The organism is Kitasatospora sp. NPDC101447 (assembly GCF_044767225.1).
Taxonomy (GTDB): domain Bacteria; phylum Actinomycetota; class Actinomycetes; order Streptomycetales; family Streptomycetaceae; genus Kitasatospora.
In genome coordinates this window covers 78,013-103,064 of sequence record NZ_JBIWNL010000017.1, presented here as the reverse complement: position 1 = coordinate 103,064, position 25,052 = coordinate 78,013, and the positions used below count along the sequence as shown (strand labels likewise).

At 74.4% G+C, this 25,052-nt stretch carries 24 protein-coding genes; 11 read left to right on the top strand and 13 right to left on the bottom strand.

Annotated elements, in window-relative coordinates; translation table 11 throughout:
• The first annotated feature begins 346 nt into the window (after nt 1-346).
• Entirely contained in the window at nt 347-1,759 is a 1,413-nt protein-coding gene (gene argG, locus ACIRST_RS24115) for an argininosuccinate synthase (RefSeq protein ID WP_350522726.1), read from the top strand.
• A gap of 191 nt (nt 1,760-1,950) precedes the next feature.
• A complete protein-coding gene (locus ACIRST_RS24110) occupies nt 1,951-2,610 on the top strand; it encodes a GAP family protein (RefSeq protein ID WP_350522727.1) in 660 nt (219 codons plus the stop codon).
• Nucleotides 2,611-2,767: 157 nt separating this feature from the next.
• Here the strand turns inward: ACIRST_RS24110 and ACIRST_RS24105 are convergent, their stop codons facing one another.
• The 3 genes from ACIRST_RS24105 to ACIRST_RS24095 all read right to left on the bottom strand — a co-directional run bounded on the left by ACIRST_RS24105 (nt 2,768) and on the right by ACIRST_RS24095 (nt 5,068).
• Nucleotides 2,768-3,577 carry a hypothetical protein gene (locus tag ACIRST_RS24105; protein WP_350522728.1) on the bottom strand — a complete coding sequence of 270 codons (810 nt, stop codon included), beginning with the start codon at nt 3,575-3,577 and terminating at the stop codon, nt 2,768-2,770.
• Nucleotides 3,578-3,643: 66 nt separating this feature from the next.
• Complete coding sequence (locus ACIRST_RS24100; RefSeq protein ID WP_350522729.1) at nt 3,644-4,216, bottom strand: sigma-70 family RNA polymerase sigma factor; 573 nt, start codon at nt 4,214-4,216, stop codon at nt 3,644-3,646.
• Between the two features lie 378 nt (nt 4,217-4,594).
• Nucleotides 4,595-5,068 (bottom strand): MarR family winged helix-turn-helix transcriptional regulator, encoded by a 474-nt coding sequence (locus ACIRST_RS24095; RefSeq protein ID WP_402804232.1) that lies wholly within the window; start codon nt 5,066-5,068, stop codon nt 4,595-4,597.
• A 164-nt stretch (nt 5,069-5,232) separates the two neighbouring features.
• Here ACIRST_RS24095 and ACIRST_RS24090 point away from each other — a divergent pair, with 164 nt between their 5' ends.
• Nucleotides 5,233-5,643: an organic hydroperoxide resistance protein gene (locus ACIRST_RS24090; RefSeq protein ID WP_402804230.1), complete on the top strand. Its 411-nt coding sequence runs from the start codon at nt 5,233-5,235 to the stop codon at nt 5,641-5,643.
• A 119-nt stretch (nt 5,644-5,762) separates the two neighbouring features.
• On the opposite strand, the gene ACIRST_RS24085 is transcribed toward ACIRST_RS24090, so the two are convergent.
• The gene (locus ACIRST_RS24085; protein ID WP_402804228.1) at nt 5,763-6,197 is read right to left on the bottom strand and encodes a hypothetical protein; all 435 of its coding nucleotides are present in this window, start codon (nt 6,195-6,197) and stop codon (nt 5,763-5,765) included.
• Nucleotides 6,198-6,345: 148 nt separating this feature from the next.
• On the opposite strand from ACIRST_RS24085, the gene ACIRST_RS24080 reads away from it, so the two are divergent.
• Nucleotides 6,346-6,735: a hypothetical protein gene (locus ACIRST_RS24080; RefSeq protein ID WP_350522732.1), complete on the top strand. Its 390-nt coding sequence runs from the start codon at nt 6,346-6,348 to the stop codon at nt 6,733-6,735.
• A 37-nt stretch (nt 6,736-6,772) separates the two neighbouring features.
• Here ACIRST_RS24080 and ACIRST_RS24075 read toward each other — a convergent pair whose 3' ends face one another.
• Nucleotides 6,773-7,423 (bottom strand): beta-glucanase, encoded by a 651-nt coding sequence (locus ACIRST_RS24075; protein ID WP_350522733.1) that lies wholly within the window; start codon nt 7,421-7,423, stop codon nt 6,773-6,775.
• A 161-nt stretch (nt 7,424-7,584) separates the two neighbouring features.
• The gene (locus tag ACIRST_RS24070; RefSeq protein ID WP_350522734.1) at nt 7,585-8,211 is read right to left on the bottom strand and encodes a CBS domain-containing protein; all 627 of its coding nucleotides are present in this window, start codon (nt 8,209-8,211) and stop codon (nt 7,585-7,587) included.
• 360 nt (nt 8,212-8,571) lie between these two features.
• Here ACIRST_RS24070 and ACIRST_RS24065 point away from each other — a divergent pair, with 360 nt between their 5' ends.
• A complete protein-coding gene (locus tag ACIRST_RS24065; RefSeq protein ID WP_402804225.1) occupies nt 8,572-10,530 on the top strand; it encodes a hypothetical protein in 1,959 nt (652 codons plus the stop codon).
• 49 nt (nt 10,531-10,579) lie between these two features.
• On the opposite strand, the gene ACIRST_RS24060 is transcribed toward ACIRST_RS24065, so the two are convergent.
• Nucleotides 10,580-11,788, bottom strand: a complete 1,209-nt coding sequence (locus tag ACIRST_RS24060) for an FAD-dependent monooxygenase (protein WP_402804223.1) — start codon at nt 11,786-11,788, stop codon at nt 10,580-10,582.
• Nucleotides 11,789-11,957: 169 nt separating this feature from the next.
• Between ACIRST_RS24060 and ACIRST_RS24055 the strand changes: the two genes are divergently transcribed.
• Nucleotides 11,958-12,668 (top strand): TetR/AcrR family transcriptional regulator C-terminal domain-containing protein, encoded by a 711-nt coding sequence (locus ACIRST_RS24055; protein WP_350522737.1) that lies wholly within the window; start codon nt 11,958-11,960, stop codon nt 12,666-12,668.
• Between the two features lie 185 nt (nt 12,669-12,853).
• A complete protein-coding gene (locus ACIRST_RS24050) occupies nt 12,854-13,654 on the top strand; it encodes a HEAT repeat domain-containing protein (RefSeq protein ID WP_402804221.1) in 801 nt (266 codons plus the stop codon).
• Nucleotides 13,655-13,690: 36 nt separating this feature from the next.
• Here ACIRST_RS24050 and ACIRST_RS24045 read toward each other — a convergent pair whose 3' ends face one another.
• Nucleotides 13,691-14,056, bottom strand: coding sequence for a hypothetical protein (locus ACIRST_RS24045; RefSeq protein ID WP_350520845.1), 366 nt, complete (start codon nt 14,054-14,056; stop codon nt 13,691-13,693).
• 269 nt (nt 14,057-14,325) lie between these two features.
• On the opposite strand from ACIRST_RS24045, the gene ACIRST_RS24040 reads away from it, so the two are divergent.
• The gene (locus ACIRST_RS24040; RefSeq protein WP_402804219.1) at nt 14,326-14,595 is read left to right on the top strand and encodes a GlsB/YeaQ/YmgE family stress response membrane protein; all 270 of its coding nucleotides are present in this window, start codon (nt 14,326-14,328) and stop codon (nt 14,593-14,595) included.
• 93 nt (nt 14,596-14,688) lie between these two features.
• On the opposite strand, the gene ACIRST_RS24035 is transcribed toward ACIRST_RS24040, so the two are convergent.
• Nucleotides 14,689-16,569, bottom strand: a complete 1,881-nt coding sequence (locus tag ACIRST_RS24035) for an amino acid transporter (RefSeq protein ID WP_402804217.1) — start codon at nt 16,567-16,569, stop codon at nt 14,689-14,691.
• Between the two features lie 484 nt (nt 16,570-17,053).
• On the opposite strand from ACIRST_RS24035, the gene ACIRST_RS24030 reads away from it, so the two are divergent.
• Nucleotides 17,054-18,661: a N,N-dimethylformamidase beta subunit family domain-containing protein gene (locus tag ACIRST_RS24030; protein WP_402804215.1), complete on the top strand. Its 1,608-nt coding sequence runs from the start codon at nt 17,054-17,056 to the stop codon at nt 18,659-18,661.
• Nucleotides 18,662-18,733: 72 nt separating this feature from the next.
• Here ACIRST_RS24030 and ACIRST_RS24025 read toward each other — a convergent pair whose 3' ends face one another.
• Complete coding sequence (locus ACIRST_RS24025) at nt 18,734-19,516, bottom strand: hypothetical protein (RefSeq protein WP_402804213.1); 783 nt, start codon at nt 19,514-19,516, stop codon at nt 18,734-18,736.
• A 228-nt stretch (nt 19,517-19,744) separates the two neighbouring features.
• Here ACIRST_RS24025 and ACIRST_RS24020 point away from each other — a divergent pair, with 228 nt between their 5' ends.
• Both ACIRST_RS24020 and ACIRST_RS24015 read left to right on the top strand, forming a co-directional pair.
• Nucleotides 19,745-20,479, top strand: coding sequence for a polyprenol monophosphomannose synthase (locus ACIRST_RS24020; RefSeq protein ID WP_350520849.1), 735 nt, complete (start codon nt 19,745-19,747; stop codon nt 20,477-20,479).
• Between the two features lie 176 nt (nt 20,480-20,655).
• Complete coding sequence (locus ACIRST_RS24015) at nt 20,656-21,912, top strand: aromatic acid exporter family protein (protein WP_350520850.1); 1,257 nt, start codon at nt 20,656-20,658, stop codon at nt 21,910-21,912.
• Between the two features lie 115 nt (nt 21,913-22,027).
• Here the strand turns inward: ACIRST_RS24015 and ACIRST_RS24010 are convergent, their stop codons facing one another.
• The 3 genes from ACIRST_RS24010 to ACIRST_RS24000 all read right to left on the bottom strand — a co-directional run bounded on the left by ACIRST_RS24010 (nt 22,028) and on the right by ACIRST_RS24000 (nt 25,045).
• Entirely contained in the window at nt 22,028-22,477 is a 450-nt protein-coding gene (locus tag ACIRST_RS24010; RefSeq protein ID WP_350520851.1) for an SRPBCC domain-containing protein, read from the bottom strand.
• Between the two features lie 4 nt (nt 22,478-22,481).
• Complete coding sequence (locus tag ACIRST_RS24005) at nt 22,482-22,955, bottom strand: VOC family protein (RefSeq protein WP_396546309.1); 474 nt, start codon at nt 22,953-22,955, stop codon at nt 22,482-22,484.
• A gap of 92 nt (nt 22,956-23,047) precedes the next feature.
• The gene (locus tag ACIRST_RS24000; protein ID WP_402804210.1) at nt 23,048-25,045 is read right to left on the bottom strand and encodes a phosphocholine-specific phospholipase C; all 1,998 of its coding nucleotides are present in this window, start codon (nt 25,043-25,045) and stop codon (nt 23,048-23,050) included.
• Nucleotides 25,046-25,052: the final 7 nt, after the last annotated feature.

Sequence of the window (25,052 nt, the reverse complement as noted above, 5' to 3'; positions counted from 1 at the left end):
CCGCGGCGACACCCGCCGCGCCGACACGCCGCGTACTCGCCGTATCGACGGAGCGCCACCGCACCGCCGCCGCCCGCCCGTCCATGCGAAGCGGCCGTTCTCGGCACCCCGCACCGCCCGCCGGAGTTACTCGCGATCCCAACTGTGCTGCTGGGCAAGCGAATTGACCGGATCCACACCCACCGGAGATCGGCTCCACGAGGACCCGCCCCGACCGACTCGATCGTATGCTCTTGCGGTCCTCTGCAAATCTATGCCAGAGTTCGGGGCATCGGATCGAGTACGCCGAATCCCGTCACACAACGCTGAATCAGGGGCCCGCCCGCGCGGGTCATAGGGTGCATCCATGTCGAAGGTCTTGAGCAAGCTGCCGGTCGGTGAACGGATCGGCATCGCATTCTCCGGTGGGTTGGACACCTCCGTCGCCGTCGCGTGGATGCGCGAGCACGGTGCCTTCCCGTACGCCTACACGGCCGACATCGGCCAGTACGACGAGCCGAACCTCGCCGACGTCCCCGCCCGCGGCCGCGCGTACGGCGCCGAGCAGGCCCGGCTGGTCGACTGCCGGGCCCCGCTGGTCGAGGAGGGCCTGGCCGCCCTCGCCTGCGGCGCCTTCCACATCCGCTCCGCCGGGCAGACGTACTTCAACACCACCCCCCTCGGCCGCGCCGTGACCGGCACCCTGCTGGTCCGCGCCATGCAGGAGGACGGGGTGTCCATCTGGGGCGACGGCTCCACCTACAAGGGCAACGACATCGAGCGGTTCTACCGCTACGGCCTGCTTGCCAACCCCAGCCTGCGGATCTACAAGCCGTGGCTGGACCAGGCGTTCGTCGACCAGCTCGGCGGCCGCAAGGAGATGTCCGAGTGGCTCGCCGAGCGCGACCTGCCCTACCGGGACTCCGCCGAGAAGGCCTACTCCACCGACGCCAACATCTGGGGCGCCACCCACGAGGCCAAGCGGCTGGAGTACCTGGACACCTCGATGGAGATCGTCAGCCCGATCATGGGCGTGGCCTTCTGGGACCCCGAGGTCGAGATCCCGACCGAGGACATCACCGTCGAGTTCGAGTTCGGCCGCCCGGTCCGGATCAACGGCCAGGAGTTCGCCAGTGCCGTCGACCTCGTCCACGAGGCCAACACCATCGGCGGGCGCCACGGCCTCGGCATGTCGGACCAGATCGAGAACCGGATCATCGAGGCCAAGAGCCGCGGCATCTACGAGGCCCCCGGCATGGCGCTGCTGCACATCGCCTACGAGCGGCTGCTCAACGCCATCCACAACGAGGACACCCTCGCCACCTACCACACCCAGGGCCGCCGCCTCGGCCGGCTGCTGTACGAGGGCCGGTGGTTCGACCCGCAGTCGCTCATGCTCCGGGACAGCATGCAGCGCTGGATCGGCCACCCGGTCACCGGCAGCGTCACGCTGCGGCTGCGGCGGGGCCAGGACTACTCGGTCATCGACACCCAGGGCCCCAACTTCAGCTACCACCCGGAGAAGCTGTCGATGGAGCGCAGCGTCGACGCCGCGTTCGTCCCCGACGACCGCATCGGCCAGCTGACCATGCGCAACCTCGACATCGCCGACTCGCGCAGCAAGCTGGAGCAGTACGCGGTCCACGGCCAGCTGGCGCCGTGGAGCGGCCTGATCGGCGAGCTCGCCCCCGGCGGGGCCGCGCCCATCGCCGCGGGCAACGGCGACGCGGAGGAGTCCACCGCGCTCGACCACGCCGCGATCGAGTCCGGCACCGACTGACGCGTCGGCCCGGCCGACACGTCCGGCCCGACCGACGCGCCCGGCCCGACCGACGGCCCGGAGTCGCCCACGGAGGCCGCCGCACCACACCGGTGCGGCGGCCTCCGCCGTCCCCGACCGACCCGACGGCCCCACCCGCCCCGCCGTAGGATGACGGACGTGCGCCCGGCGACGGGAAGGCAGGACCCGCCATGGGTGAAGCGGTCGGTTCGATGCTGGCCTCCGCGGTGGCGCTCGCGATCAGTCCGCTGCCGCTCATCACCGTGATCCTCGTCCTGGCCACCCCGCGCGGGCGGACGAAGGGCCTCGCCTTCGCGGCCGGCTGGGTGCTCGGCCTCGCCGTGCCGGTGATCCTCGTCCTGGTGGCCGGACGCGCACTGGGCGGGGTCGGGGCCGCCCCCACCTGGCCGTCCTGGCTGAAGCTCGCCCTCGGCACGCTGCTCCTGCTGTCGGCCGCGCGGCAGTGGCACGACCGGCCGCGCGCGGGCCACGTCACGGCGCCGCCCGCCTGGCTGCAGTCGATCGAGCGCTACTCGCCCGCGAGGTCCGCCGGCCTCGCCCTCACACTCGTCGCGAGCGGCCCGAACACCCTGCTCCCGGCCGTCGGCGGCGCCGCTTCGATCGCGGGCACCGCGGCCGGCCCCGGCACGTGGGCGGTGGCAGCGGCCCTGTTGGTGTCGATCGGCTCGCTCGGCTCCCTCGTGCCCCTGGCGGTCCGGATGCGCGGCGGAGCCCGGACCCTCGGCGAGTGGCGGGCCTGGACGGCCGCCCACCAGGCCGCGATCGTGACCACCGTCGCTGCCGTGCTCGGCGCCGGGTACCTGGGCGACGCCGTCTCCGCGCTCGGGTGACCGAAGGCTGTCCTCGGACTCGGACTCGGGCTCGGACTCGGACTCGGGCTCGGACTCGGGCTCGGACTCGGACTCGGACTCGGACTCGGACTCGGGCTCGGACTTGGGCTCGGGCTTGGGCTCGGGCTCGGACTCGGCTGACGGCAGGCCGCCCCCTTCACCGGATCCGCACCACCCCGCGCCCTCGGACCGCGCGGACGCCCAACCGCGCGGGATCCGCCCTCGGCCGCGCCGCGACCGCGTCCCGGAGCGTCAGCAGGATCTCCCCGTCGTAGCGTTCCGCCAGCACCCGGGCCAGCTCGGCCGGACCGCCCGGCCGCACCTCCGGCGCCAGATCGGGCAGCCGCCCCGGGGCGCTGAGGTCCTGTGCCTGGGCGGCCCAGCGTGCCGCGTCGCGCCGCTCGCCCTCGGCGCTGTAGTGCACGGCCAGGCAGTGCACGGCCAGCTGGTCGCCGTACTGGGCGGCGATCCGCCACCAGAAGACGCCGTCCGCCGTGCGGCCCATCCCGTACAGCAGGCAGCCGAGGGTGCGGAAGGCGGTCTTCTCGGCGAGTTCGAGGTCCAGGGCCAGTTCTCCGGGCTTCGCGGCGCCCGCCACGCCGGCGCACAGGTGCCGCAGGTCCCTGCGGAGCTCCGCCCGTCCGCCGGCCCAGGGGGACTGCGCGGTCCCCGTGCCCGCGCCGGTGCCCGGCACCCCGCCCGGGAGCGAGCTCCAGGCCTGCCCCGGGCCCGGCCCCGGACCGCCTCCCGATCCCAGCCCCGCCCCCGGGCCGGCCCCCGAGGCCGGTGCGTGCGGTGGCCGGGCTCCGGCCGGCGGACGGGCGGGGCGTTCGCGCACGGCCGGGGCGGGCCGACGGGCGGCGGCGAGCCGCTCGGCCAGCCGCCGGGTGAACGCCACCGGATCGTGGTCGTCGAACTCCCGGTCCAGCTCGGCGGATTGCGCGCGCAGCAGGTCCCCGACCCTCATGTCTCCGCCCTCATGCGTCCGCCCTCACGTCACGGCCCTCACGTCACGGCCCCCATGTCACGGCCCTCATGTCTCCGCTCCGTCGTCTCCCGGGTGTTCCAGCAGGTACTCCAGGTGGCGCCGCCCGAGGCTGTAGTAGGTCCGGGCGGTGGTGTGCGCGATGCCGAGCGACCGGCCGATGTCGGGGTACGACAGGCCCGCCTGGCGCAGCCGGACGACGTCCGCCTGGACCGGCGCGGCCCGTGCGAGTTCGTCCATCGCCCAGTCCAGGGCGTCCAGTTCGGCGAGTTCGTCCAGCTCGTCCTGGCTGGTGTCGGGGCGGCGCTGGGCGATCACCCGCAGCCGCTTGCGTTCGGTGCGCCGGCGGTCGCGCAGGACGTCCACCACCGCGTCTTTCACGACTTTGAAGGCGAAGGCCTGCGGATCGGCGCTGGCCAGGGCGCGACGCCAGTTCTTGTAGAGCGTCGTGCCGGCGTTCTGGACCGCGTCCTGCGCGTCCTCGCGGTGCCGCAGGCGTTGCTGGGCGTAGCGGAGGTAGCCGGAGTTCTCGCGGGTGAAGAAGGCCTCGAAGTCGTTCGGCAGGTCGCCGAGCGGGTCCGCCCGGAGGCCCCGCTCCTCGCCCGGCCCGGGAGTGTTCACGCACGCCCCCCTTTTCGTGGGTCAGCTGGCCGGCCCACCGGGTGGCACGCCGACGGCCCCTTGGGGGCTCGTGGTGTAACCGTCCGGGAGGCGCGGGATGTTGACCGGATCGGGCGGACAATTGGCGAACGTTTCCGCCCACTTTTGAACAGCGCCACTGACCTGCCGATTCGGGCCCACCGACGTCCTCGGCAGGCCGGGCGAGTGACCCAGATCACACCGCGCGCGACGCCGGCTTGACAAGCCCCCCGCCACCGACCACACACCCACCCCACGGGGCCACCCCCGCGCCACCGGCACCGTGCCACCGCCCGGGCAGCACAGGTCTCGCCGCACTCACCCCGCAGCACACGCCGCGCGACGTCGGTACCGCCGCACCTACGGCGCCGGTTCCACCGCCGCCGAGTCCAGTGCGGCGGTCACCCGCTCCAGCAGCCCGCGCAGCTCCGCCAAGTCCTCGACCGGCAGCCCGGTCGCGGCGAGCAGCCGACGCGGGACCTGCCCGGCCCGCTCGCGCAGCGCCGACCCCTCGGCCGTGAGCGCGACGGTGACGGACCGCTCGTCCTGCGCGCTGCGCTCGCGGCGCACCAGCCCGGCCGCCTCCAGCCGCTTGAGCAGCGGGGAGAGCGTGCCGGAGTCGAGCCGCAGGCGCTCGCCGATCCGCTTGACGGACAGTTCGCCGTCCTCCCAGAGCACCAGCATCACCAGGTACTGCGGGTAGGTCAGCCCGAGGTCGCGGAGCAGCACCCGGTAGACGCCGCCGAAGGCCCGCGAGGCCGCGTTGAGCGAGAAGCAGATCTGCTGGTCGAGGCGGAGCAGCTCCTCGTCCGCCATGCCGAAAAGCGTGGTCATGGCTCCATGGTACCGATCACACTCGCACCATTGAGTTGTGCGCAATTGAATTGCGTGCTCTACTTGTCGCAGGGCGGGAACCCGGGCGGGTCGCGGAAACGAAGGCGACGCACCCCGGACCCACCCGCATCCGAGCAACCGAAGCACCACGAAGGGGACCGACCATGGACGCGCTCTACACCGCAGCCGCCACCGCCAACGGCCGGGAGGGCCGTGCCGTCAGCTCCGACGGGCAGCTGGACCTCGCGCTGGCGATGCCGCCGGCGCTCGGCGGCAACGGCCAGGGCACCAACCCCGAGCAGCTGTTCGCGGCCGGCTACGCCGCCTGCTTCGCGAGCGCCCTCGGCCTGGTCGGCCGGCAGGCCCGGGTCGACACCAGCGAGGTCTCGGTGACCGCCGAGGTCTCCATCGGCAAGGACGGCGCGGGCTTCGGCCTCGCGGTCGTGCTGCGCGTCGAGCTGCCCGAGTCCCTGTCGGGCGAGACCGGCGAGCTGCTGGTCAAGCAGGCGCACGAGGTCTGCCCCTACTCCCGCGCCACCCGCGGCAACATCCCGGTCGAGCTCGTCGTCGAGTAGTCGCCCGGGGCACGGGGACGCCGGTCGCCACGACCGCGTCGAAGCCCCCTCGCAGGCGCGCACCGGGCCCGCCGCACACCCCGTGCGGCGGGCCCGCCCCGTTTCCCGGGCCGGCGCCCCTACCCCGCCGCGCCGGGCGGAGGCCCACCACCCGCCGGGCCGGCCACACCCGGTCCGCCGGCACCCGGTCCGGCACTGCCGGGCCATCCGCCGCCCGGCCCTGCGCCACCGTGCCCGCTCGCCGAGCGCAGCGTCTCCAGTCTGTGTCGGTACTCCTCCGCGTCGATCTCACCCCGCGCGAACCGATCCGCGAGCACCTGCTCCGCGGGCGGTCCCGCCCCCCAGCCGCCGGGGCCGCCCGGCCCCTGCCCGCCCACACCCGGTGCCGCCGGACGGCCGGGCGGGACCGGCTGCCGCGAGCGCGAGACGTACCGGAAGAGGGCGACGGCGAGGAGCACGAGCAGGGCCAGGACCAGCAGCGTCCCGATCACCATCAGCCCGATGCCCCAGCCGCTCATGCCGTGGCCGTGCCCGTATCCGTGCCAGTGCCTCATCAGGACCTCCTCCTCCGGCCCCACCTGGGGCCGAGGTGATCAGCGCCTTACCACCATCCTGCGCCCGGCACCGGTGAAAGCGCTGTGAAGAAAGCCTGAGAAAACGTTCCGGCGCACGAGCGCGCATCCACGGGGTAGCGTGCCGCTCGTGACCCGGCACCCGCGCATGACCCACCACCCGCCCGACGACGCCCGCTCCCCCGAGCAGCTCGTCGCCGCCGGAGTGCTGCGGCGCCACGCCGACCCCAGCCCCCACCCGACGCTCGGCCACTCCCCGATCGCCTACGTCGCCACCGCGCTCTGGGCCGAACTCACCGCGCTCGCCATCGCGCCGTCCGCCGCCGAGGCCACCGCCACCGCCCTGCTGCACGCGCTCGCGGACCGGGCCGTGGACGCGGCCCTCGCCCCGGGCAACGAGCGCGCCCCGCACGACGACCTGTACGTGACCGATCCCGCCCACATCGGCCGGAACCGCCGCACGGTGTGGTTCCAGCGCTACGGCCCGCACGGCCCGATCACCGCCGCCTTCGCGCCGTGAACCCCACGCGCGGAGCCGGCCCTCGGTACCGGCGGCCTCAGCGCTCGACCTGCAGGCTGTGGCAGACCCAGCTGAGCCGGTCCGGCCCGGAGACCGGCGGCCGGGCGTGGTACGTCCCGTCCGCCACCGACAGGTTGACGATCAGGTAGGCGTGCCAGCCCGGCCCCACGCCGTGCAGGTCCGCGTAGACGAGCTCGTCCTCGACGTACCAGTCCACCGAGTTCGCGCCGAGCACCACCCGCAGGCCGAAGGTCGCCCCCGGGCCGATCCCGGCGCCGCCGCCGTGCCAGTACCGGTAGCCGCCCCGGACGTGGTTGGAGATCTCCAGCAGGTCGGGGTTGTCGGGGTGGTACTCGAAGACGTCCACCTCGTTGCCGCCGTCCCGCCAGGTCCAGATCGCCGGCCAGGCGCCCAGCCCGGTGGGCAGCGTCACGCGCGCCGACAGCACGTCCCCGGTGCGGACCTGGAACCCGTCCGGACTGCCCTCGGTGGTCAGCAGGTTGCAGCTCCACAGCCCGCCGCTGTGCCGCCGGGTGGCGGTGAACACCCCGCCCGGGCAGTACCCGCGGACGAGGTAGTCGAGCTTGTGGTCGCTCCGGTTGGTCGGCCCCATCCGGGGGTAGGCGCTGCTACGCCCGGTGATCCACTGCCTGGTCGAAGTGAAGTCCGCGTCGAAAACGACGGTCACGGCCGCCTCCCCGGTGCTCCGGCGCCCCGGCAGTCGGATCGGCCGGGCACACAGAGTGAGTTACCCGGTACGGTCCGCTGTATGCGAAGCGGACCCCCCGGGTCCGTGCCGGGACCGGGCGGACCCCTGAGGCGACGGTCGGCCGCGGGGCCCGGGCCGGCTCAGCCGACCGCCGCCGCACCCCCGGCGCCGAGCCGGTCGGTCACCGAGACCACGCCGTCCACCGCGCGGCACAGGTTGAGCACGATCGGCACCAGGTGCGGCTCGGGCACGGTGCCGCTGAGCACCACCCGGCCCTGGTTGACCTCCACCCCGATCTCCGCCGGGCTCACGCCCTCGATCCGGCCGAGCACCTCCTCGACGATCTCCCGCCGGATCACCCCGTCCTCGCGCAGGAACACCCGCAGCAGGTCCCCGCGGCTGACCATGCCGACGACCCGCCCCTCCTCGTCCAGCACCGGCAGCCGCTTGAGCCCGTGCCGGCTCATCGTGCGGGCCGCCGCGACCACGCTGGTGCCGGGCGAGGTGCAGACCGGTTGGCCGGTCATCAGGTCGGCGGCGGTGACCTCGCCGTTCGGGCCGGCCTGCGGCGACTCCGGCGCCGGCAGCAGACTGCCCGGGTCCTCCTGCGCGGCCAGGGTGCGCAGCAGGTCGGCCTCCGACACGACGCCGAGCGGCCGCCCTTCCGGGTCCACCACCGGTACTCCGGTGATGTCGTACTCGCTCAGCAGCGTCACGATCTCCCGGAACCCGGTCTCGGGGGAGACCAGGACCACGGGGCTGGTCATCACGGATTCGACGGTGGCATGCCGCACGCCGGTTCACCTCGTCCAACGGTGCTGGTCCGACCGGGCGCGGATCGTCCCGGCCGGTTACCGGCAGCATGGCGCGCGGCGGCGCGGATCGCCAGGGGCCAAGGGGCCGAACGGGTGGGTCCTTGGACCCCGGTGCACGAACACGCCTCCGACGGGCCGGACCGGGGGCGGGACGTGCACCGTCGCCCCGCGGGCGGGGGCGGCGGGCGGCCGGAGGACCCGTCGCGCGCCTCCCGGTGGCACGCCGGTCGCCCGGACAGCGCAACCATCACATGATCGACTCGTTGGACCGTCCACCACTCCAGCACCACGCACGGTTCCCGGGAGGACCCTTTGCCAGGACGGACGGTGGGCGCGGCGGCGCCGGCCCAGAGGGTCGCCGCGCGTCCGGTGGCCCGGGCGGAGGCGGTGCTGGTGCGCCACTACCGCAGGCTGGTCCGCCTCGCGTACCTGGCGCTGCCGGCCGGCCGGGACCGGCACAGCCGGGTGCTCGCCGCCCACGCCGCCGTCCACCGCGCCCTGCCCTTCCGCTGGACCCGCCGTGACGAGGGGGCCCGCCACGACGGCACGACCCTCCAGGACGGCACAACCCGCCACGACGCACCGGGCGCCGACGGACCGGTCGCCGCCGGGGCGGACCCGCTGTACGCCGCCCTGCGCCTGCGGGTCCTGCGCACCGCGCTCCGCCCGCACCCGGCCGCCCGTCTGCTGGCGCCCCGGGTCTGGGGGCTGCGGTTGTTCACCCCGCACGGCGGCGAGGAGGACGCGGGGCTCGACCACGCGCTCGCCGCGCTCGACGCCCCGGCCCGGGCCGCGTTCGCCCTGCGGACCGTGGAGGAGCTGTCCGCCGGGCAGGCGGCCGAGGTGCTGCGGCAGGCCGGGGTGGCCCGGCCTGACGACGCGGTCGCCGCAGCCGCGGCCGTCCCCTGCGGCGGGGACCGGGAGCCGCCCGCCTTCGACCCGTGCGCGGTCCGGGTGCAGCCCACCGACCTGCTGCGCCGCCGTCGCACGCTCACCGCGGCGCTGGCGGTCGGCGTGCTCGGGCTCACCACCACGGCCGCCGTACTGGGCGGTTCCGGCCCGGCAGCGCCGGCAGGTCCGGCGTCCGGTGGCGCGCCGGGTGCCGCCGATCCGGCCCGGCTGGTCCGGGTGGCGCCCGACGCCTGGCAGCACACCGCACGGGTCGACTTCTCCGCCTGGCCCGCCCGGGGCGACCGCCGCGAGGACGGCGCACTGCTCGGCCGCGCCCTGGCCGCCTGGGCGCAGCCCGGCCCGCAGACCCGCGCCGAGCCGGGTACGGACCCCGCCCCACCCGTCGAGCCACCGCAGCTGCTGTTCGCGGGGACGGTGGAGGGCACCGGTGTGGTGGTGCTGTACGACGGCCGGCGCCTGGCGCGCTACACCGACGGTCGCGACGGCGGTCTGGACCTCGCCCGGGCCGACGACTCGGACCTCACCACGGCGGGCGCGGTGGCGCTGCGCCGTCGGGGCTCCGACGTCCGGTACCTGCTGGCGCCCTGGGTGGAATCCGCCGAGACCCGCCGGATCGACCAACCCGACGCCCCGGCCCGCCCGTTGGAGCACCCCGAGGGCGTCACCGCGCCGGCTCCCGGGGGTGGGCTCGCCGACTGCCAGGGCGCCACCCTGCTCCAGCTGCGGTCCTCCCCCGTGGTCGCCGAGAAGCACGCCTTCCTGCTGGCCGACCTGGGCGGCCTCGTCCCCGCGCACCTCACCTACCTCCCGCCGCCGGACCGCTCCCCCTCCGCGCAGTCCGCCCAGTCGGCGCAGTCGGCCCGCGAGCCCCGCGAGGCGACCGCCCAGGACGCGCTGCAGGCCTGGGCCCGGGCGGGCTGCGCCGTCCCGGACGGCAGGCCGGGCGTCAAGCAGCTCGACCTGTGGGCCTTCGCGGTGCAGCCGCTGCCGCAGAACGCGGGCTCGGCCGCCTGGGTCTGTCTGCGCGCCGACCGCTGGAACGGCGAGGGCAGCGCGGCCACCGCCGTCGTCCTGCCGACCGCCCGCGGCCCGCAGCGCACCGGCGGCGGTCCGGGCCGGGCGTGCAGCCGGTTCGAGCGGGACACGGTGGCCTGGACGTGGTGGCGCTCCCCGCAGGGCACCGAGTACCTGCTCGCGGCGGGCAGCCGCCGGGTCACCCGGCTCACCGTCAAGGGCCCGGACTGGTCCGCCGACCGGCCCGTCGCGGACCACACCCTCGCCGTCGAGCGCCCCGCCCGCTCGGCCGTCCGGGTGGAGGCGGTCCTCGACGGCGGCAGCCACATCGGCCCGCCGCCGTGAGCCCCGCCCCGGCGCGTGCAGCCGCGCACCGTTTCGCCGCCCGGTCCGCTCAGCCCGCCCGGCCCGCACGGCCGATCGTGCCCGACAACTCCGCCTCGTAGTCCGGCAGTTCGACGCTGCTGACCTCCTTCCCCAGCTCCAGCATCTTGTCCAGCGCCCACCGCCGGTTCAGCAGCGCATTGCGGAACCGCAGCCCGGTCGCGGTGCGCGGCGCCAGGAACGGCCCGGTGCGGTCGCCGCCCTTCTGGCAGCCCTGGGCGTAGCCGCGCAGCAGCCGCTCGTACCGCTCGAAGGCGGTGCGGTGGTCACCGCGTGCCCGGGCCAGCTCGCCCGCCAGGACGTACGCGGCCACCACCGCCGTCCCGGTGCCCATGCCGCCGATGGTCGCGCCGCAGGCGGCGTCGCCGATGAGGGCGATCCGGCCGTTCGACCAGGCGGGCACATCGGCCCGGCTGATGGAGTCGAAGTACAGCTCGGGGGCGGCGTCCAGGCTCTCCAGCAGCTGCGGGACCCGCCAGCCGAGGCCCGTGAAGGCGGCTCGGACGAGCGCCTTCTGCTGCGCCTGGTCGTGGCGGTCGTAGCGCAGCTCGGGCGAGGCGAACAGGGCGAAGGCGCCAGCCCGGCTCGGGTCCCGGTGGCCGGCGCCGACCGACATCAGCCGGCCGGGGACGTTCAGCCCCACCGAGCCGACGGGCAGCCCGAGGTCGTTCGGCAGCTGCCAGGTGGCCGCGTAGTAGCCGAGGTGGCGCACGTAGCGCTGCTCCGGGCCGAAGGCGAGTCGGCGGACGTTGGAGTGCAGCCCGTCGGCGCCGATCACCAGGTCGAACTCCCGCGGTGCGGCGTGCCGGAAGGCGGCCCGGACCCCGCTCGGAGTCTCCTCCAGCGCGGTGATCGAGTCACCGAAGAGGTACTCGGCCCGGGCGCTGCTGTGCCGGTGCAGCAACCGGGCGAGTTCCCCGCGCGGGACCTCCACGTCGCCGCCCGCGAACTCGGCGGGCAGGTGCAGCAGGCGGCGCCCGTCGGCGGCCACGAAGGTCATCGGGCTGCCGCCGGTGCCGAGTGCGCGCAACTCGTCCAGCACGCCCATCCGTTCCAGCACGGTCAGGTGGGTGCGGCCGCGGAAGTCGACGTCCTGGCCGCCGTCGCGCAGCGCGGGCGCCGGCTCGACCACGGTCACCTCGAAGCCGTACCTGCCCAGCCAGTGGGCCAGCGCGGGGCCGGCGATGCTCGCGCCCGAGATCAGGATCCTGGTGCTCATGGGAACCGCTCCGTCCGTCGATCGAGAAACTGTGTCTCGCAGACACGGTTTGTTGCTGTGTACGGTAGACACAGTTGGCGCGCGGGGCAACCCCCGAGGCAGGAGCCGACGACGAGCCGGGGACGACCCCCGGCGGACCCGATACGGAACCCCAGGACGGGAGCGGACGATGGGCGAGGCGGCGAACGACACGGTGCGGCTGCTCTGGGGGCCGCCGGCCAAGCCGACCCGGGGGCCGAAGCCGGCCCTCACCCTGGAGCGGATCGCCGCGGCGGGCGTCGAGGTCGCCGACGCCGAGGGCCTGGCCGCGGTCTCGATGCAGAAGGTGGCCGGGCTGCTCGACTTCACCAAGATGTCGCTGTACCGCTACGTCCCGGGCAAGGCCGAACTGATCGCCCTGATGGTCGAGTCGGCCGTCGACGAGCCGCCGCGCCCTGCCGAGGGCACCGGCTGGCGGGAACAACTCACCGCCTGGTCGGGCCACTTGGCCGACTCCTTCGCCCGGCACCCGTGGCTGCTGGACGCCACCGTCGGCCCCCGCGTGGTCGGCCCGAAGGAACTCACCTGGCTGGAGCGGGTGGTGTCCGCGCTCGACGGCCACGGACTGACCGGCCCCGAGCGGATGGACGCCGCCGTCCTCCTCGCCGGACACGTGCGCGGGATCGCCGCGCAGTCCCGCGCCACCGGGCCCGCCGGCTCCCCCGAGGCCGAATTCCTCACCGTCTTCGGCCTCGTGATGCAGCAGCACGCCGACCGCTACCCCGCCGTCGCGGCCGCCGTGGCCGAACCGGGTGGGCGCGACCAGGCACTCGACTTCGGCCTGGAACGCATCCTGGACGGCCTGGCCGCCCTGATCGAGCGCCGCACGGCGCAGCCCTGACGCCGCGGCGCGGCCCCGGTCGCCGGCGCACCCGCGCGTCATCGCGCCTTCGCGCCTTCGCGCCTTCGCGCCTTCGCGCCTTCGCGCCTTCGCGCCTTCGCGCCTTCGCGCCTTCGCGCCTTCGCGCCTTCGCGCCCGGAAAACCCTTCGGAGCCACGCCCGCCCGGGCGCTAGCATCGAGCCCCATGGCGATGTTCGTGCACCTGACCGCCGCGGCCAACGCGCCGCGCATCCGCCGCGCCGGGATCCGGGCCGACAGCCGGGGCCAGGGCGGGGCCCGCGGGCTCTACTGCTTCCCCGTGCTGCCCTCGTACACCCTGACCCACCAGTGGCTGCGCGAGCTGGCCCGGTTCGGCCCCAAGGGCTCGCTGGTCGCGGTGCACGTCCGGCTGGACGACGCGCAGGAGGTCCTGGCCGGGCACTACCGGGACCGCGCCCGGGACGCCCAGCAGCCGGTGTCCGCGGCCGAAGCGGTCCGGCGGATCGGCGCACTGCCCGACCCGCGCGGCTGGGAGGTCTTCCTGCCGCGTGCCGCGGGCGCCCGCGAGGTGCACCGGATCCGCACCGTGCCGCAGGTCGCCGGCTGGCGCTACCGGCCGGGCGCCCACGGCACCCGGCCCTGCACCTGCTTCGGCTGCCGGATCCGCGGCGAGTACGGCGGCCGGCGCCTGCGCGAGCGCCACCCGCACCCGCTGGACGGCCCGCCGCCGCCCGTCCCCGTCCTGCTCGCCCGGATCGCGGCGGCCGGCGAACCGGGCGAGCCGGCCGAGCTGCGGGAGGCCCTGCACTGGTTCGGGATGCGCCGCCGCGGCCCGGTGGACCTCCTGGCGCCCCTGGCCGCCCATCCCGACCCGCGCGTGCGCGAGGACCTGGTCTGGACCGTCGGCCCCTGGTCCACCCCGGGCGTCGCCGAACTGCTGGACGGCCTCGCGGACGACCCGCACCCGGACGTCCGCGAGGCCGTCGAGGCGGTGCGGGACCGCTGAGGCCCCGCACCGCCCCGGGTCGTGCGCGGCCCGCCGTCAGGACACGCGCTTCAGCTGCCAGCTGTTCTTGTCGAAGCTCGGCACCGCGGAGTACTGACAGCCGGCGCTGTAGAAGCTGCTGACGATCGTCCAGCCGGCCGGCGGCCAGGTCGAGGCACAGGCGTTGACCACGGTGCCGACCGGGTAGCCGGTGAGCTGCATGATCTTCTTGGTGTTCGGGTTGAACCCGGAGCCGCAGCCGCCGCTGTTCCACCACTGGACGTCCACGTAGCCGCCCGGCGTGAGCGCGGAGGAGCACATGGTGGTGGTGTCACCGGGCGCGGCCTGGGCCGTCCCCATGGTCAGGGTGAGCGCGGCGGCGGCAGCGCCGATGGTCAGCGCGGCGGCGCGGAGGCGTATCACGGGGGCGGGCTCCTCTCGGTGACGCGGCACCTCCGCGTCACCGCCCATTCCTATCGGTGCCGCCGCCTCGACGGACAGCGACTTTCCGGCCCGACCGGCGGCGCATTCTCGCCCCTCCGTACCCGACCCACCGCCACGCCGCGCCCGTGGCCGGCGCCGTCCGCCGCCGACGTGCCCGTCCGGCCGATCCGGGTGATCATGGGACGACACGCGTCTTCGACGATTCGGCGCACCGGCCGGCTCCGGTGGCGCCGGGAAGGTGGACTGCGATGTTCCAGCTCCTGTGGATTCTGCTCATCGGCTTCGTGCTGGGCGTCATCGCCAAGCTGTTCCTGCGCGGGCCGCAGTCGATCCCCTGGTGGCTGACCATGCTGCTCGGTGCCGCCGGGGCGTGGCTCGGCAACGCCGTGTCCGGCTGGATCGGTGTCCGCCACACCTCGGGCATCGACTGGATCCGCCACATCCTGCAACTCGCCTTCGCGATCGCCCTGGTGGCCCTCGCCTCGCCCGCCTGGAGCAGGTCCCACCCGAGCCGCTGACCCCGCCGCCCCGCCGCCCCGTCGCCGGCACCCGCGGCGCAGCGGCCCGCAGCAACGTGCAGCGGCCTGCAGCGCCGCGCACCGCCGTGCCGCTCAGCCGACGTGCACGGCCGGCCGGCGCGAGCGGTCCGGCTCGGCCTCGCGCAGCACCTCACGGGTGACCGGCGCGATCTCGCCCTGCCCGAACAGGAAGAACCGCAGGAACTGGGCGAACGGGTTGCCCTCGGTCCACTCGAAGTAGATGTGCGGCTGCTGCCCGGTCAGGTCGCGCACGTGCAGCAGCAGGGCGGCGATGGCGTTGGGCACGCTGGAGCTCTCCAGCGACAGCACCCGGTACCGGCCGTGCAGCACCTCGCCGTGCACGGTCAGTTCGGACTCGAAGTCGGACGGGTCGAGCACGGTGACCTCGACGAAGACCAGGTCGTCCTCGGCCGGGATGTCGTTGTCGGTGCGGATCTGGCGGATCTTGTCGCGGTACTCGGCGAGGTCCCGGCTGTTCGGCTCGTTGGCGATCAGCCGTAGCGGGCGGTGCATGTAGTCCCGGACGAACCGCTCGGCGACGTCGTCCAGCGTCACGTCGGTGACGCGCAGTTCGAAGGCCCGCTTGAGCCGGGAGAGGAAGGAGACCAGCATGATGCCCGCGATGAAGCAGGCACCGATCTTCACGCCGTCCGGGCGCTCGGCGATGTTGACCCCGGTGGTGTAGAGGAACACCGCGGCGATCACCGCGAAGCCGGCCCGCCAGCGGCGCTGCCCGGCCTTGTGCGCGGCGATGGTGACGGCGATCGCGGCGGAGCTGATCAGCACCAGCACACCGGTCGCGTACGCGCCGCCCTGGGCGTCCACGCTGGCGTCGAAGATCCAGGTGACCAGGAAGGCGATCAGGGTGAGGACGATGACGGTGGGCCGCACCGCGCGGGCCCAGTGCGGCGCCATGCCGTAGCGGGGCAGGTAGCGCGGCATCAGGTTGAGCAGCCCGGCCATCGCGGAGGCGCCGGCGAACCAGAGGATGGCGATCGTGGACAGGTCGTAGATGCTGCCGAAGGTGTTGCCCAGGTACTCGTGGGCGAGGTAGGCGAGCGCCCGTCCGTTGGCCTGGCCGCCGGGCTTGAACTGGTCGGGCGGGATCAGCAGCGTGGTGATGAGGCTGGTGGTGATCAGGAAGACGCTCATGATCGCGGCGGCGGTGGTGAGCAGTTTGCGGGCGCCCCGGATCCGGCCGGTGGGCTTCTCCTCGGTGTCGTCGGGGTCGCCCTCGATGTGCGGCATCACGGCGACGCCGGTCTCGAAGCCGGACAGGCCGAGCGCCAGCTTGGGGAAGACGATCAGCGCGACGCCGACCACGGCGAGCGCGTTGCCGTGCTCGGCGGTGAGCGCGTCGGTCCAGGCGGTGAACAGGTGCGGGGCCTTGAGCACGTGCCAGAGCCCGTTGACCACCACCACGACGTTGAGCGAGAGGTAGACCGCGACGAGGACCACGGCCAGGCCGATCGCCTCGCTGAAGCCCTTGAGGAAGACCCCGCCGAGCAGCGCGATCATGATGAGGGTCAGCATGACCTGCTTGCCGGTCAGCGCGCTGTGCAGGTGCGGGTTCTCGACCAGGTGGGCGCTGGCGTCGGCGGCGGACAGGGTGATGGTGATCATGAAGTCGGTGGCCGCGAAGCCCAGCAGGGTGAGCACGAAGAGCTTCCCCTGCCAGAACGACAGCAGACGCTCCAGCATCGCGATCGAGCCCTCGCCGTGCGGGCTCTCCTGGGCGACCCGCCGGTAGACGGGGAGCGCGCCGAGCAGGGTGACGATGACCAGCACGACCGTGGCGATCGGGGAGACCAGGCCGGCCGCGAGAGCGGCGATGCCGGGCTGGTAGCCGAGCGTCGAGAAGTAGTCGAGGCCGGTCAGGCACATGACCCGCCACCAGCGCTGGCCCTTCACGTGCGGAACCTGCGCGTGCGGGCCGGGATGCTGCTTGGCCATGTCCGCCAGGCCTTCCAGCATCCACGCCCGGAAGCGCCCGCCGCTGTTCCGGGACGGTACCCCCGGTGCGGCCGAACCCGACGAGACCACGTACACCCCTGTCCACGACTCGGCCGGCCGCGTGCGGCCCGGCCCCCCGGCGGCCCGCCGGACGGCGGGCCTGGTCAGGCTAGGTGACCGGGCCACCACCACCCGGGCACCGCGCGGGCCAACACGCCAGGGTGCGCCCGTACGGCCCTCCCGGCGCGCGGGCGGCACCCGGCCGTGCCGCGAAGCCCGGCGCGTCGGTCCGTACCCGACCTTGGGAGGAGTGAGGATGTCCGCGCGCGTTGACGCACTAGGTTGACGCCCGGGACCACGTCGACGGGCCTGACCCGTCGTCGGACCCGACCTGACCCGACCTGACCTGACCCGATCAGACCGGACCGGCGCTCCGGATCGCCGCGGACCGGTCGACACGACTGCGAACGACAGGGAGGCCGCAGTGGCGGTACCGAGCCGGCGGGGGATTCTGGGCCTGGGCCTGATGGCGGCCGCCGTCACCTCCTGCGGTGCCCGGCGCCCGGAGGCGGCGCCCGCCCCGCACACCTCCGCCGACGGACCGCCCGGTCCCACCGGGGCCGGGCCCGGCAGCGGCACCCCCGGCGCCGCCGGGAACACCGGGAAGGCCGGGCCGGGGCACGACCTGGCACACGAACAGGCCCTGCCCGGCACGCCCGGCTGGGAGATCACCGACCCCGGCCCGGACTCCGCCGTCGAGGGCTTCGCCGACCGGGTCAGCGTGCTCCCCGGCGAGTCCTTCGGCCTGCACGTCTCCACCCCCGCCCCGGCCTTCACCGTCTCCGCGTACCGGATGGGCTGGTACGGCGGCGCCCGCGCCCGGCTGGTCTGGCGCCGCCAGAACGTCCCCGGCGGCAGACAACCCGCGCCGCACGTGGACCCGACGACCCGCACCGTGCTGACCGGCTGGCAGCGCAGCCTCGCCGTGGACACCACCGGCTGGCCCGAGGGCGCCTACCTGCTGCGCCTGGACGCCGAGGACGGCTCCGGCCGCCGCTACGTCCCGCTCACCGTCCGCTCCGCCGTCACCGCCGGCCGGACCGTGGTCATGAGCGCCCCGGCGACCTGGCAGGCCTACAACGAGTGGGGCGGCCACAGCCTCTACAACGGCCCGACCGGCGGCCTCGCGACCCGTTCACTGAAGGTCGTCTTCGACCGGCCGTACGACTACGCCCACGGCGCCGGGCTGTTCCTGGTCTACGAGGCGCCGCTGATCGCCTTCGCCGAGCGGCTGGGCCTGCCGCTCGCCTACACCACCGGCGTCGACGTGGCCCGCGAGCCCGGCCTGCTGACCGGCGCGACCACCGTCGTCTCGCTCGGCCACGACGAGTACTGGTCCCCCGAGCAGCGCGCCGCCGTGGTCGCGGCCCGCGACGCCGGCACCAACCTGGCGATCCTGGGCGCCAACTGCTGCTTCCGCCGGATCCGTTACGAGCCGACCGACCTCGGCCCGGAGCGCACCGTGGTCTGCTACAAGGACGCCTGGGCGCAGGACCCGGGCCACCAGGCGGGCGCCCCGGCGACCACCGACTTCCGGGTGGGCCCGGGCGCCGATCCGGAGAGTTCGATGCTCGGCGTGATCTACGACGGCTACCCGGTGGACGCCCCGTACGTGGTCACCTCCCCCGAGCACTGGGCCTTCGAGGGGACGGGCGTCGCCGCCGGGGCGTCCTTCCCGCACCTGGTCGGCGTCGAGTACGACCGGGTGAACACCGCCTTCCCCACCCCGCGCCCGGTCGAGGTGATCGCGCACTCCCCCGTGGTCTGCGACGGCCGACCCTCCCACGCCGACACGGCCTACTACACCGTGCCGAGCGGCGCCGGGGTCTTCGCCTCCGGCACCATGCGCTGGGTCGAGACCCTGGACGCCCACGGCCCCGGCGCCGGCCCCGCCGACCACGGCATCGACGCCCAGGCGGGGGACCTGGTCCGCAGGGTCACCGAGAACGTCCTGCGCACCTTCGCCGCCGGACCGGCCGGCCGCACCCACCCGGCCCGGGACAACCTCGCCGCCGTCTACGGCACCGCGTAGGGCCCGTCTTCAAACCCTCGCCCGGCCGGAGGCCGGGTCAGCCGGACCGGAGGCCGGGTCAGCCGGGCCGGGTCAGCCGGGGGCGAGCGGCGGTGCGAAGGTCTCGGGCGGGCCGAAGTCCGAGAAGCGGTCGTCCGTCACGGTCCGCGTGCCGTCGACCACCATCGCCTGCTCGACGCGGACGGGCCGGCCGAGCCGGTCGATCCACAGGTCGCAGTCGGCGGGCGCGCCCCCGCCCTGCGCCCCGGCGTCGACCGACGGGTCCGCGCGGCGCATCAGGTCCGGCGAGAGCCGGGCGCCCAGGTGGAACACCGGCACACCCGACTCGGTCTCCATGCCCTTGCGCGCGGCGGGGCCGGAGTCCAGCAGGAGTTCGGCGTAGGCGGCGACCACGTCCGGGTCGGTCCGGAAGCCCGCGGCGGACTCCGGGTCGCGCCGCCACCCCGTCCCGCCCGCCCGGTCCCGCTGGTAGACGACCCCGTCGACGGTCAAGGTCTCCGTCCAGGCCACCACCTCGGCCCCGCCCCGGACGGTCCGCTCCTCCGTGTGGGAGCCCCAGGCCGGGGTGTTGTGGTTCACCCGGCCCGTGACGGTGAAGACCTCCCGCGCGTCACCGTCGCCCGTCTCGGAGGTCAGTGTCTCGGAGGTCAGCGCGAGGGTCGCGGCGTACGGCTCCTTCGAGCGGTGGGCGATCGCCACCGCCGGGTCGAACGCCCCGGTCGCGTCGGCGGGTGCGCCGACCGTCGCGGCCGGGGCGGGTGCCGGCGCCGCCCCCTCCGCGCCGCAGCCGGCGAGGACGGGCAGGGCGAGGGCCAGGGCGGCGACCGACCGGGCGGCGGAGCGTCGGGTCGTCAAGGAATTTCTCCGGTTCTGCGTTCGGGACGGCGGTAGCCTGCCACATCGGCCGATCGCGGTCGAACGGATGCCCGGAGCCCGCTGGAGCCGGTCCGGCGGTCCGCCCCCGTACGGGACCGGGCCCGCACCCCCGATACACTCGCACGGTCCAACCAGCGCAGGTCGTCCAGGCAAACCGACCGGTGCGGCACGGGGTGCCCGCCGGCGAGGGCACGAGGGAAACAGAACATGGTCGAGGCCTCTCCCAAGGTCGTTGTGGTCGTCCCCACGTACAACGAGCGGGAGAACCTCCCGGTCCTCGCGGGCCTGCTCGCCGAGCTTCCGGTGCCGAACCTGCACCTGCTGGTCGTCGACGACAACTCGCCCGACGGCACCGGCGAGGTCGCCGACAAGCTCGCCGCGAACTCCGACGGCACCGTCGGCGTGCTGCACCGCACCGAGAAGAACGGCCTCGGCCGCGCCTACCTGGCCGGCATGGAGCGGGCCCTGGACGAGGGCGCCGACGTCGTGGTCCAGATGGACGCCGACCTCTCCCACCCGGCCTCGGCGATCCCCGAGATGGTGCGCACCCTGCTCACCGACGGCACCGCCGTGGTGCTCGGCTCCCGCTACGTCCCCGGCGGCTCGACCGCCGCCGAGTGGCCCTGGCACCGCAAGGCCCTCTCCGCCTGGGCCAACTTCTACGTCAACACCATCCTCGGCCTGGGCGTCCGGGACGCCACCGCCGGGTTCAAGGCCTGGCGCGCGACCACCCTGCGCGCCATCGACCTGCCCACCGTGCAGAGCAACGGCTACTCCTTCCAGGTCGAGATGAACTACCGGGTGGTCAAGCAGGGCATGACGATCCGCGAGGTGCCGATCCGCTTCGAGGAGCGGATCGAGGGCGCCTCGAAGATGAGCATGGGCGTGCAGGTCGAGTCCGCGCTGGCCCCCTGGAAGCTTCGCTTCAACCGCGGCGACTGACCGGACGACGGGCGGAAACCGGCCGACGGGCGGCAACGCCCGCCCGGACCGCCGGGCGGAACCGGTGGTGACCGCCGGACCGAACCGGTGGCAACCGGCCGCTCCGGCGGGTTCATACGGGTGCCGGACGGGCCGCGGAACGGTGTGAAGGGCGGCGGCGGGGAAAGAAGGGCGACATGGCCCTTCTCCCGGAGTCACTCACGGCCCTGATCCGCCGCTTCGCGCGGGAGCCCTTCGTCGTCCAGACCGTGCGGGCCACCGTCGCGGCGACCATCTCCTACGCGGTGGCGACGCAGCTCAGCAGCGAGCCCGCCCCGCTGACGGCGCCGCTGACCGCGCTGCTGGTGGTCCAGGTGACCGTCTACTCGACGCTCAAGACCAGCATCCGCCGGGTCAACTCGGTGGTCGTCGGGGTGCTGATCGCGATCGGCTTCAGCGCCGTGGTCGGGCTCTCCTGGTGGAGCCTCGGGCTGATCATCCTGGCCTCGCTGGTCGTCGGCCGGTTCGTCCGGGTCGAGGAGTTCGTCCAGGAGGTCGCGATCAGCGCGATGCTGATCCTGGGCGTCACCAAACTGGCCTCGCAGGCCTGGGACCGCGTGCTGGAGACGCTCATCGGCGCCGCCGTCGGCCTGCTGTTCAACCTGGTGTTCGCGCCACCGGTCTGGGTGGACACCGCCGGGGAGTCGATCGAGGACCTCTCCCGGCGGGCCCGCCAGCTGCTGCTCGACATCGCCGAGGAGCTGGGCCGCCCCACGCCGGTCGCCCGGGCCGCCGAGCGGCTGCACGAGGCCCGCCGGCTGGACCAGGCGATCGCCGAGGTGGACGCGGCGCTGCGGCAGGCCGAGGACAGCCTGCGGTTCAACCCGCGGATCAGCGAGGGGCTGCTCTCCCGGCTGGTGCTGCGCACCGGGCTGGACACCCTGGAGATCTGCGTCGTGGTGATCCGGGTGCTGGCCCGCTCGCTGACCGACCTGGCCAAACGGCGCGCGCCCGGCGAGCGGCTGTTCCCGCCGGACGTCGCGGTCGACCTGGAGGAGCTGCTGGACCACGTCGGCGGGGCGATGGTGAGCTTCGCGGTGCTGGTGACCACCCAGGTGAGCAGCAGCGCCGAGGAGGCGGAGACCCGGCTGACCTCCGAGCTGGCGGCGGCCTGGGCCTGCCGGGAGAACGTCGCCCAGGTGCTGCTGCGCAAGGTGCAGGAGCACCCGGAGGCCTGGCAGCTGCACGGCTCGATGCTGGCCGAGGTGGACCGGATCCTGGACGAGCTGGACCTGGAGCACCGCAGCCGGCGGCTGATGGAGGAGCTGGACCGGGCGTCGGTGGCCAATCGGGAGCGGTTCGCGCGGTTCGCCCGGCTGCGCCGGTTCCTGCGCGGCGAGCGGGAGCGGGGACGGGAGACGACGGCGCGCCCGGCGGCGGAGGCCGGGCGCTGACCGGACGGTCGGGCCCCGACCGGATCGGGGCCCCCGGGCTGTCAGGCCGTCACGGGGTTCAGGGCGTCGCGGCGTTCAGGGCGTCGCGGGGTCAGGGCGTCGCGGGGTCAGGGCGTCAGGGCATCAGCCAGGGCTGCTGCGGGAGCGGGTGTCCGGTCTCCAGGTAGGTCTTCAGGTTGGAGAGCACGGCCGACCAGCCCTGCTCCGCGTCCACCCGCTCGGCCTCGTCGGCGAGGTTCCCGTGGGTGACGGTGAGCCGGGTGAGGTCCCGCCAGCCGCGGATGTCGAAGGTGACCACGGAGGGCCCGCCCGGGCGCCGCTCCTCCGGCCCCGCCCAGGTGGTGACCAGCCGGTGCGGCCGGTCGACGGCCTCGACCGTGCCGACCACGTCGGCGATCCCGGAGTCGTCGGTGCGCCGGTGCTCCCAGGGCGCGCCGGGCAGCCAGGTCGAGACGTTGCGGTGGCCCCAGTACAGGCCGGACTCGTCGGCGTTGGTGAGCGCGTGCCAGACCCGCTCGGGGGTGGCCCTCAGGTAGAGGACGGCGCGGTGGGTGGCGGCGGTCACGGCATCAGCCCTCGGCCGCGTCGAGCAGGGGCTGGATCTCCAGCTTCTGCATCCGCAGCATGGTCGCCATCACGCGGTCGGCCCTGGCCCGGTCCTCACCGCCGATCAGGTCGAGCAGGACGCGCGGAGTGATCTGCCAGGACAGGCCGTAGCGGTCCTTGAGCCAGCCGCACGGCCCGGCCTGGCCGCCGTCGGCGGTGAGCTTGTCCCAGAGCTCGTCGACCTCCCGCTGGTCCTCGCACTCCACCTGCAGCGAGACGGCCTCGGTGAAGGTGAACTCGGGGCCGCCGTTGAGGGCCACGTACGCGCGGCCGGCGAGCTCGAAGTCGACGGTCATGACCGAGCCGGCCGCACCGGGACCGGTCTCGCCGTAGCGGGTGACCCGGGTGATGCGGGAGTCGGGGAACAGCGAGGTGTAGAAGGCGGCGGCCTCTTCGGCCTGGTCGTCGAACCAGAGGAAGGTGCTGATGTTCTGCATGCGCCCGACGGTAGCGGCGGGGTCCGACGGGTGGGCCGAGCCACGGCCGGGGGTCACCGGTTCGGCGCCCCCGGCCGCGGCCCGGCCGCGGATCAGTGCACCCAGCCCGCGTAGCGCCGGGTGAAGCGCTGACCGGTGTGGGCGGTCACGACGACGTCGTAGCGGCCCTGCTTGTCCAGCGGCCAGGCCAGGTTGGCCTGCTTGCCCGGCTTGACCCAGACGGTCTGCGCGGTGCCCGCGAAGTCGTTGGGCGCGGCGGTGAAGGCCACGTCGGTCATGCCGTCGTTGGCGAGCTGGAGGCTGAACTTCCCGTTGCCGCGCAGGTCGGCGGTGACGATCGGCACGCCGATGTCGTTCTGGCCGTCCTGGCCGTCCCGGACCACCGTGCCGCTGAAGCGGCGGACGAAGCCGTCCGGGCCGTGGACGGTGAAGTCGTAGCGGCCGTCGGTGGCCGCCGCGTCCCAGACGTACCGGGCGGTGGCGCCGGGGGCGACGGTGTACGGGGTGCCCGCGAACGGGAGCACGATGTTCGGGTAGACGGTGTACGGGAAGGCCACCGAACCGTCGTTGCTCATCGTGCAGGTGACCTTGCCGGTCTTGCGGTCCACCTCCACGTCGGCCCAAGGCTGGTACGGCAGCGGGCGGTGCGGGCGGTCGCCGCGCTCCTGGACGGGCATGGACTGGGCGCCGACCGCCGGCAGCGCGACGCCGGGCAGCTTGGCGCCCGCGTCGGCCTTGGCCATCAGGGCCTTGGTGTCGGGCAGCGTCGGGATCGAGTACTCGGGGGCGGCGAAGTCGAAGCAGCTGGTGAGGTCGCCGCAGACGGCCCGGCGCCAGGCCGAGATGTTGGGCTCGGCCACCCCGGTGACCTGCTCCATGAAGCGCAGCACCGAGGTGTGGTCGAAGACCTGGGAGTTGACCCAACCGCCGCGCGACCAGGGCGAGATGACCCACAGCGGGACGCGGTTGCCGAGGCCGATGGCACGTCCCTGGGTGAACTCCTCGGGGGTGCCGGGCTCGGGGGTGGGCGGGACCATGTGGTCGAAGTAGCCGTCGTTCTCGTCGTACATGACGAGGAACACGGTGTGCCGCCAGACGTCCGGGTTGGACATCAGCGACTGCAGCGCCTGGTCGACCCAGTGCGCGCCGTAGGCCGGGCCGGCGTCCGGGTGCTCGCAGAACAGGTAGGGCGCGACCAGCCAGGAGACGGTCGGCAGGGTGCCGTCCTTGCAGTGCTCGTCGAAGTCGGTCGGGTCGAACTTGGTCATCGCGTTGACGTACCGCGGGTCGTCGTGCGGGAACGCGTGGAACTGCTTGAAGTACGAGAGCGCGTTGTCGTCGTAGTCGCCGGTGCGATCGTCCTTGCTGGGGTTGTGGTAGACGCGCCAGGTGACGCCGGCCGCCTCCAGGCGCTCGGCGTAGGTGGTCCAGTCGGCGACGGGGTTGTCGGTGACCGGGGTGTTGTCGATCCACGGGCCGGTGGTGCCGTCGCGGCCGGGGCCGGAGGTGCCGGTCCACAGGTAGAGGCGGTTGGGGTCGGTGGGCCCCGCGAGGGAGGTGAAGTAGGCGTCGCAGATGGTGAACGCGTCGGCCAGGGCGTACTGGTAGGGGATGTCGTCCCGGTTGAAGTAGCCCATGGTGCGCTCGCCCTTGGCGGCGATCCACTTGTTCATCGCACCGTTGTTGATGGCCTGGTGGCCGGTCGCCCAGTCGTGGGCGAGGCCGCCGGCGTTCTGCGCGTTGTACTTGGCGGTGTCCATCCGGTACGGCAGCATCACGCCGCCGTCGCTGCGCCGGCTGTCCGGCTGGCGGAACACGTCGGTGCCGTCCGGGAACTGCAGCGCCTGCTTGTCGCCGAAGCCGCGGACACCGGCGAGGGTGCCGAAGTAGTGGTCGAAGGAACGGTTCTCCTGCATCAGGACGACGACGTGCTTGACGTCCTTGACGGTGCCGGTGAGCGGGGCGGCTGCGGTGGTGCCGGGCGCGGGGGCCGGGGCGGCTTCGGCCGGCGCGCCGGCCAGACCGGTCAGGGCGGTGGCGCCGGCCGCGGCGGTGGCGCCGACGAAGGTACGGCGGGAGAGCTCGGGCATGACGAAC

Bases quoted from the DNA above. Each gene is read 5' to 3' on its own strand.
- argG (WP_350522726.1), top strand. From the start codon at position 347: ATGTCGAAGGTCTTGAGCAAGCTGCCGGTCGGTGAACGGATCGGCATC.
- ACIRST_RS24110 (WP_350522727.1), top strand. From the start codon at position 1,951: ATGGGTGAAGCGGTCGGTTCGATGCTGGCCTCCGCGGTGGCGCTCGCG.
- ACIRST_RS24105 (WP_350522728.1), bottom strand. From the start codon at position 3,577: ATGAGGGTCGGGGACCTGCTGCGCGCGCAATCCGCCGAGCTGGACCGG.
- ACIRST_RS24095 (WP_402804232.1), bottom strand. From the start codon at position 5,068: ATGACCACGCTTTTCGGCATGGCGGACGAGGAGCTGCTCCGCCTCGAC.
- ACIRST_RS24090 (WP_402804230.1), top strand. From the start codon at position 5,233: ATGGACGCGCTCTACACCGCAGCCGCCACCGCCAACGGCCGGGAGGGC.
- ACIRST_RS24085 (WP_402804228.1), bottom strand. From the start codon at position 6,197: ATGAGGCACTGGCACGGATACGGGCACGGCCACGGCATGAGCGGCTGG.
- ACIRST_RS24070 (WP_350522734.1), bottom strand. From the start codon at position 8,211: ATGACCAGCCCCGTGGTCCTGGTCTCCCCCGAGACCGGGTTCCGGGAG.
- ACIRST_RS24060 (WP_402804223.1), bottom strand. From the start codon at position 11,788: ATGAGCACCAGGATCCTGATCTCGGGCGCGAGCATCGCCGGCCCCGCG.
- ACIRST_RS24055 (WP_350522737.1), top strand. From the start codon at position 11,958: ATGGGCGAGGCGGCGAACGACACGGTGCGGCTGCTCTGGGGGCCGCCG.
- ACIRST_RS24050 (WP_402804221.1), top strand. From the start codon at position 12,854: ATGGCGATGTTCGTGCACCTGACCGCCGCGGCCAACGCGCCGCGCATC.
- ACIRST_RS24040 (WP_402804219.1), top strand. From the start codon at position 14,326: ATGTTCCAGCTCCTGTGGATTCTGCTCATCGGCTTCGTGCTGGGCGTC.
- ACIRST_RS24035 (WP_402804217.1), bottom strand. From the start codon at position 16,569: ATGGCCAAGCAGCATCCCGGCCCGCACGCGCAGGTTCCGCACGTGAAG.
- ACIRST_RS24020 (WP_350520849.1), top strand. From the start codon at position 19,745: ATGGTCGAGGCCTCTCCCAAGGTCGTTGTGGTCGTCCCCACGTACAAC.
- ACIRST_RS24015 (WP_350520850.1), top strand. From the start codon at position 20,656: ATGGCCCTTCTCCCGGAGTCACTCACGGCCCTGATCCGCCGCTTCGCG.
- ACIRST_RS24005 (WP_396546309.1), bottom strand. From the start codon at position 22,955: ATGCAGAACATCAGCACCTTCCTCTGGTTCGACGACCAGGCCGAAGAG.
- ACIRST_RS24000 (WP_402804210.1), bottom strand. From the start codon at position 25,045: ATGCCCGAGCTCTCCCGCCGTACCTTCGTCGGCGCCACCGCCGCGGCC.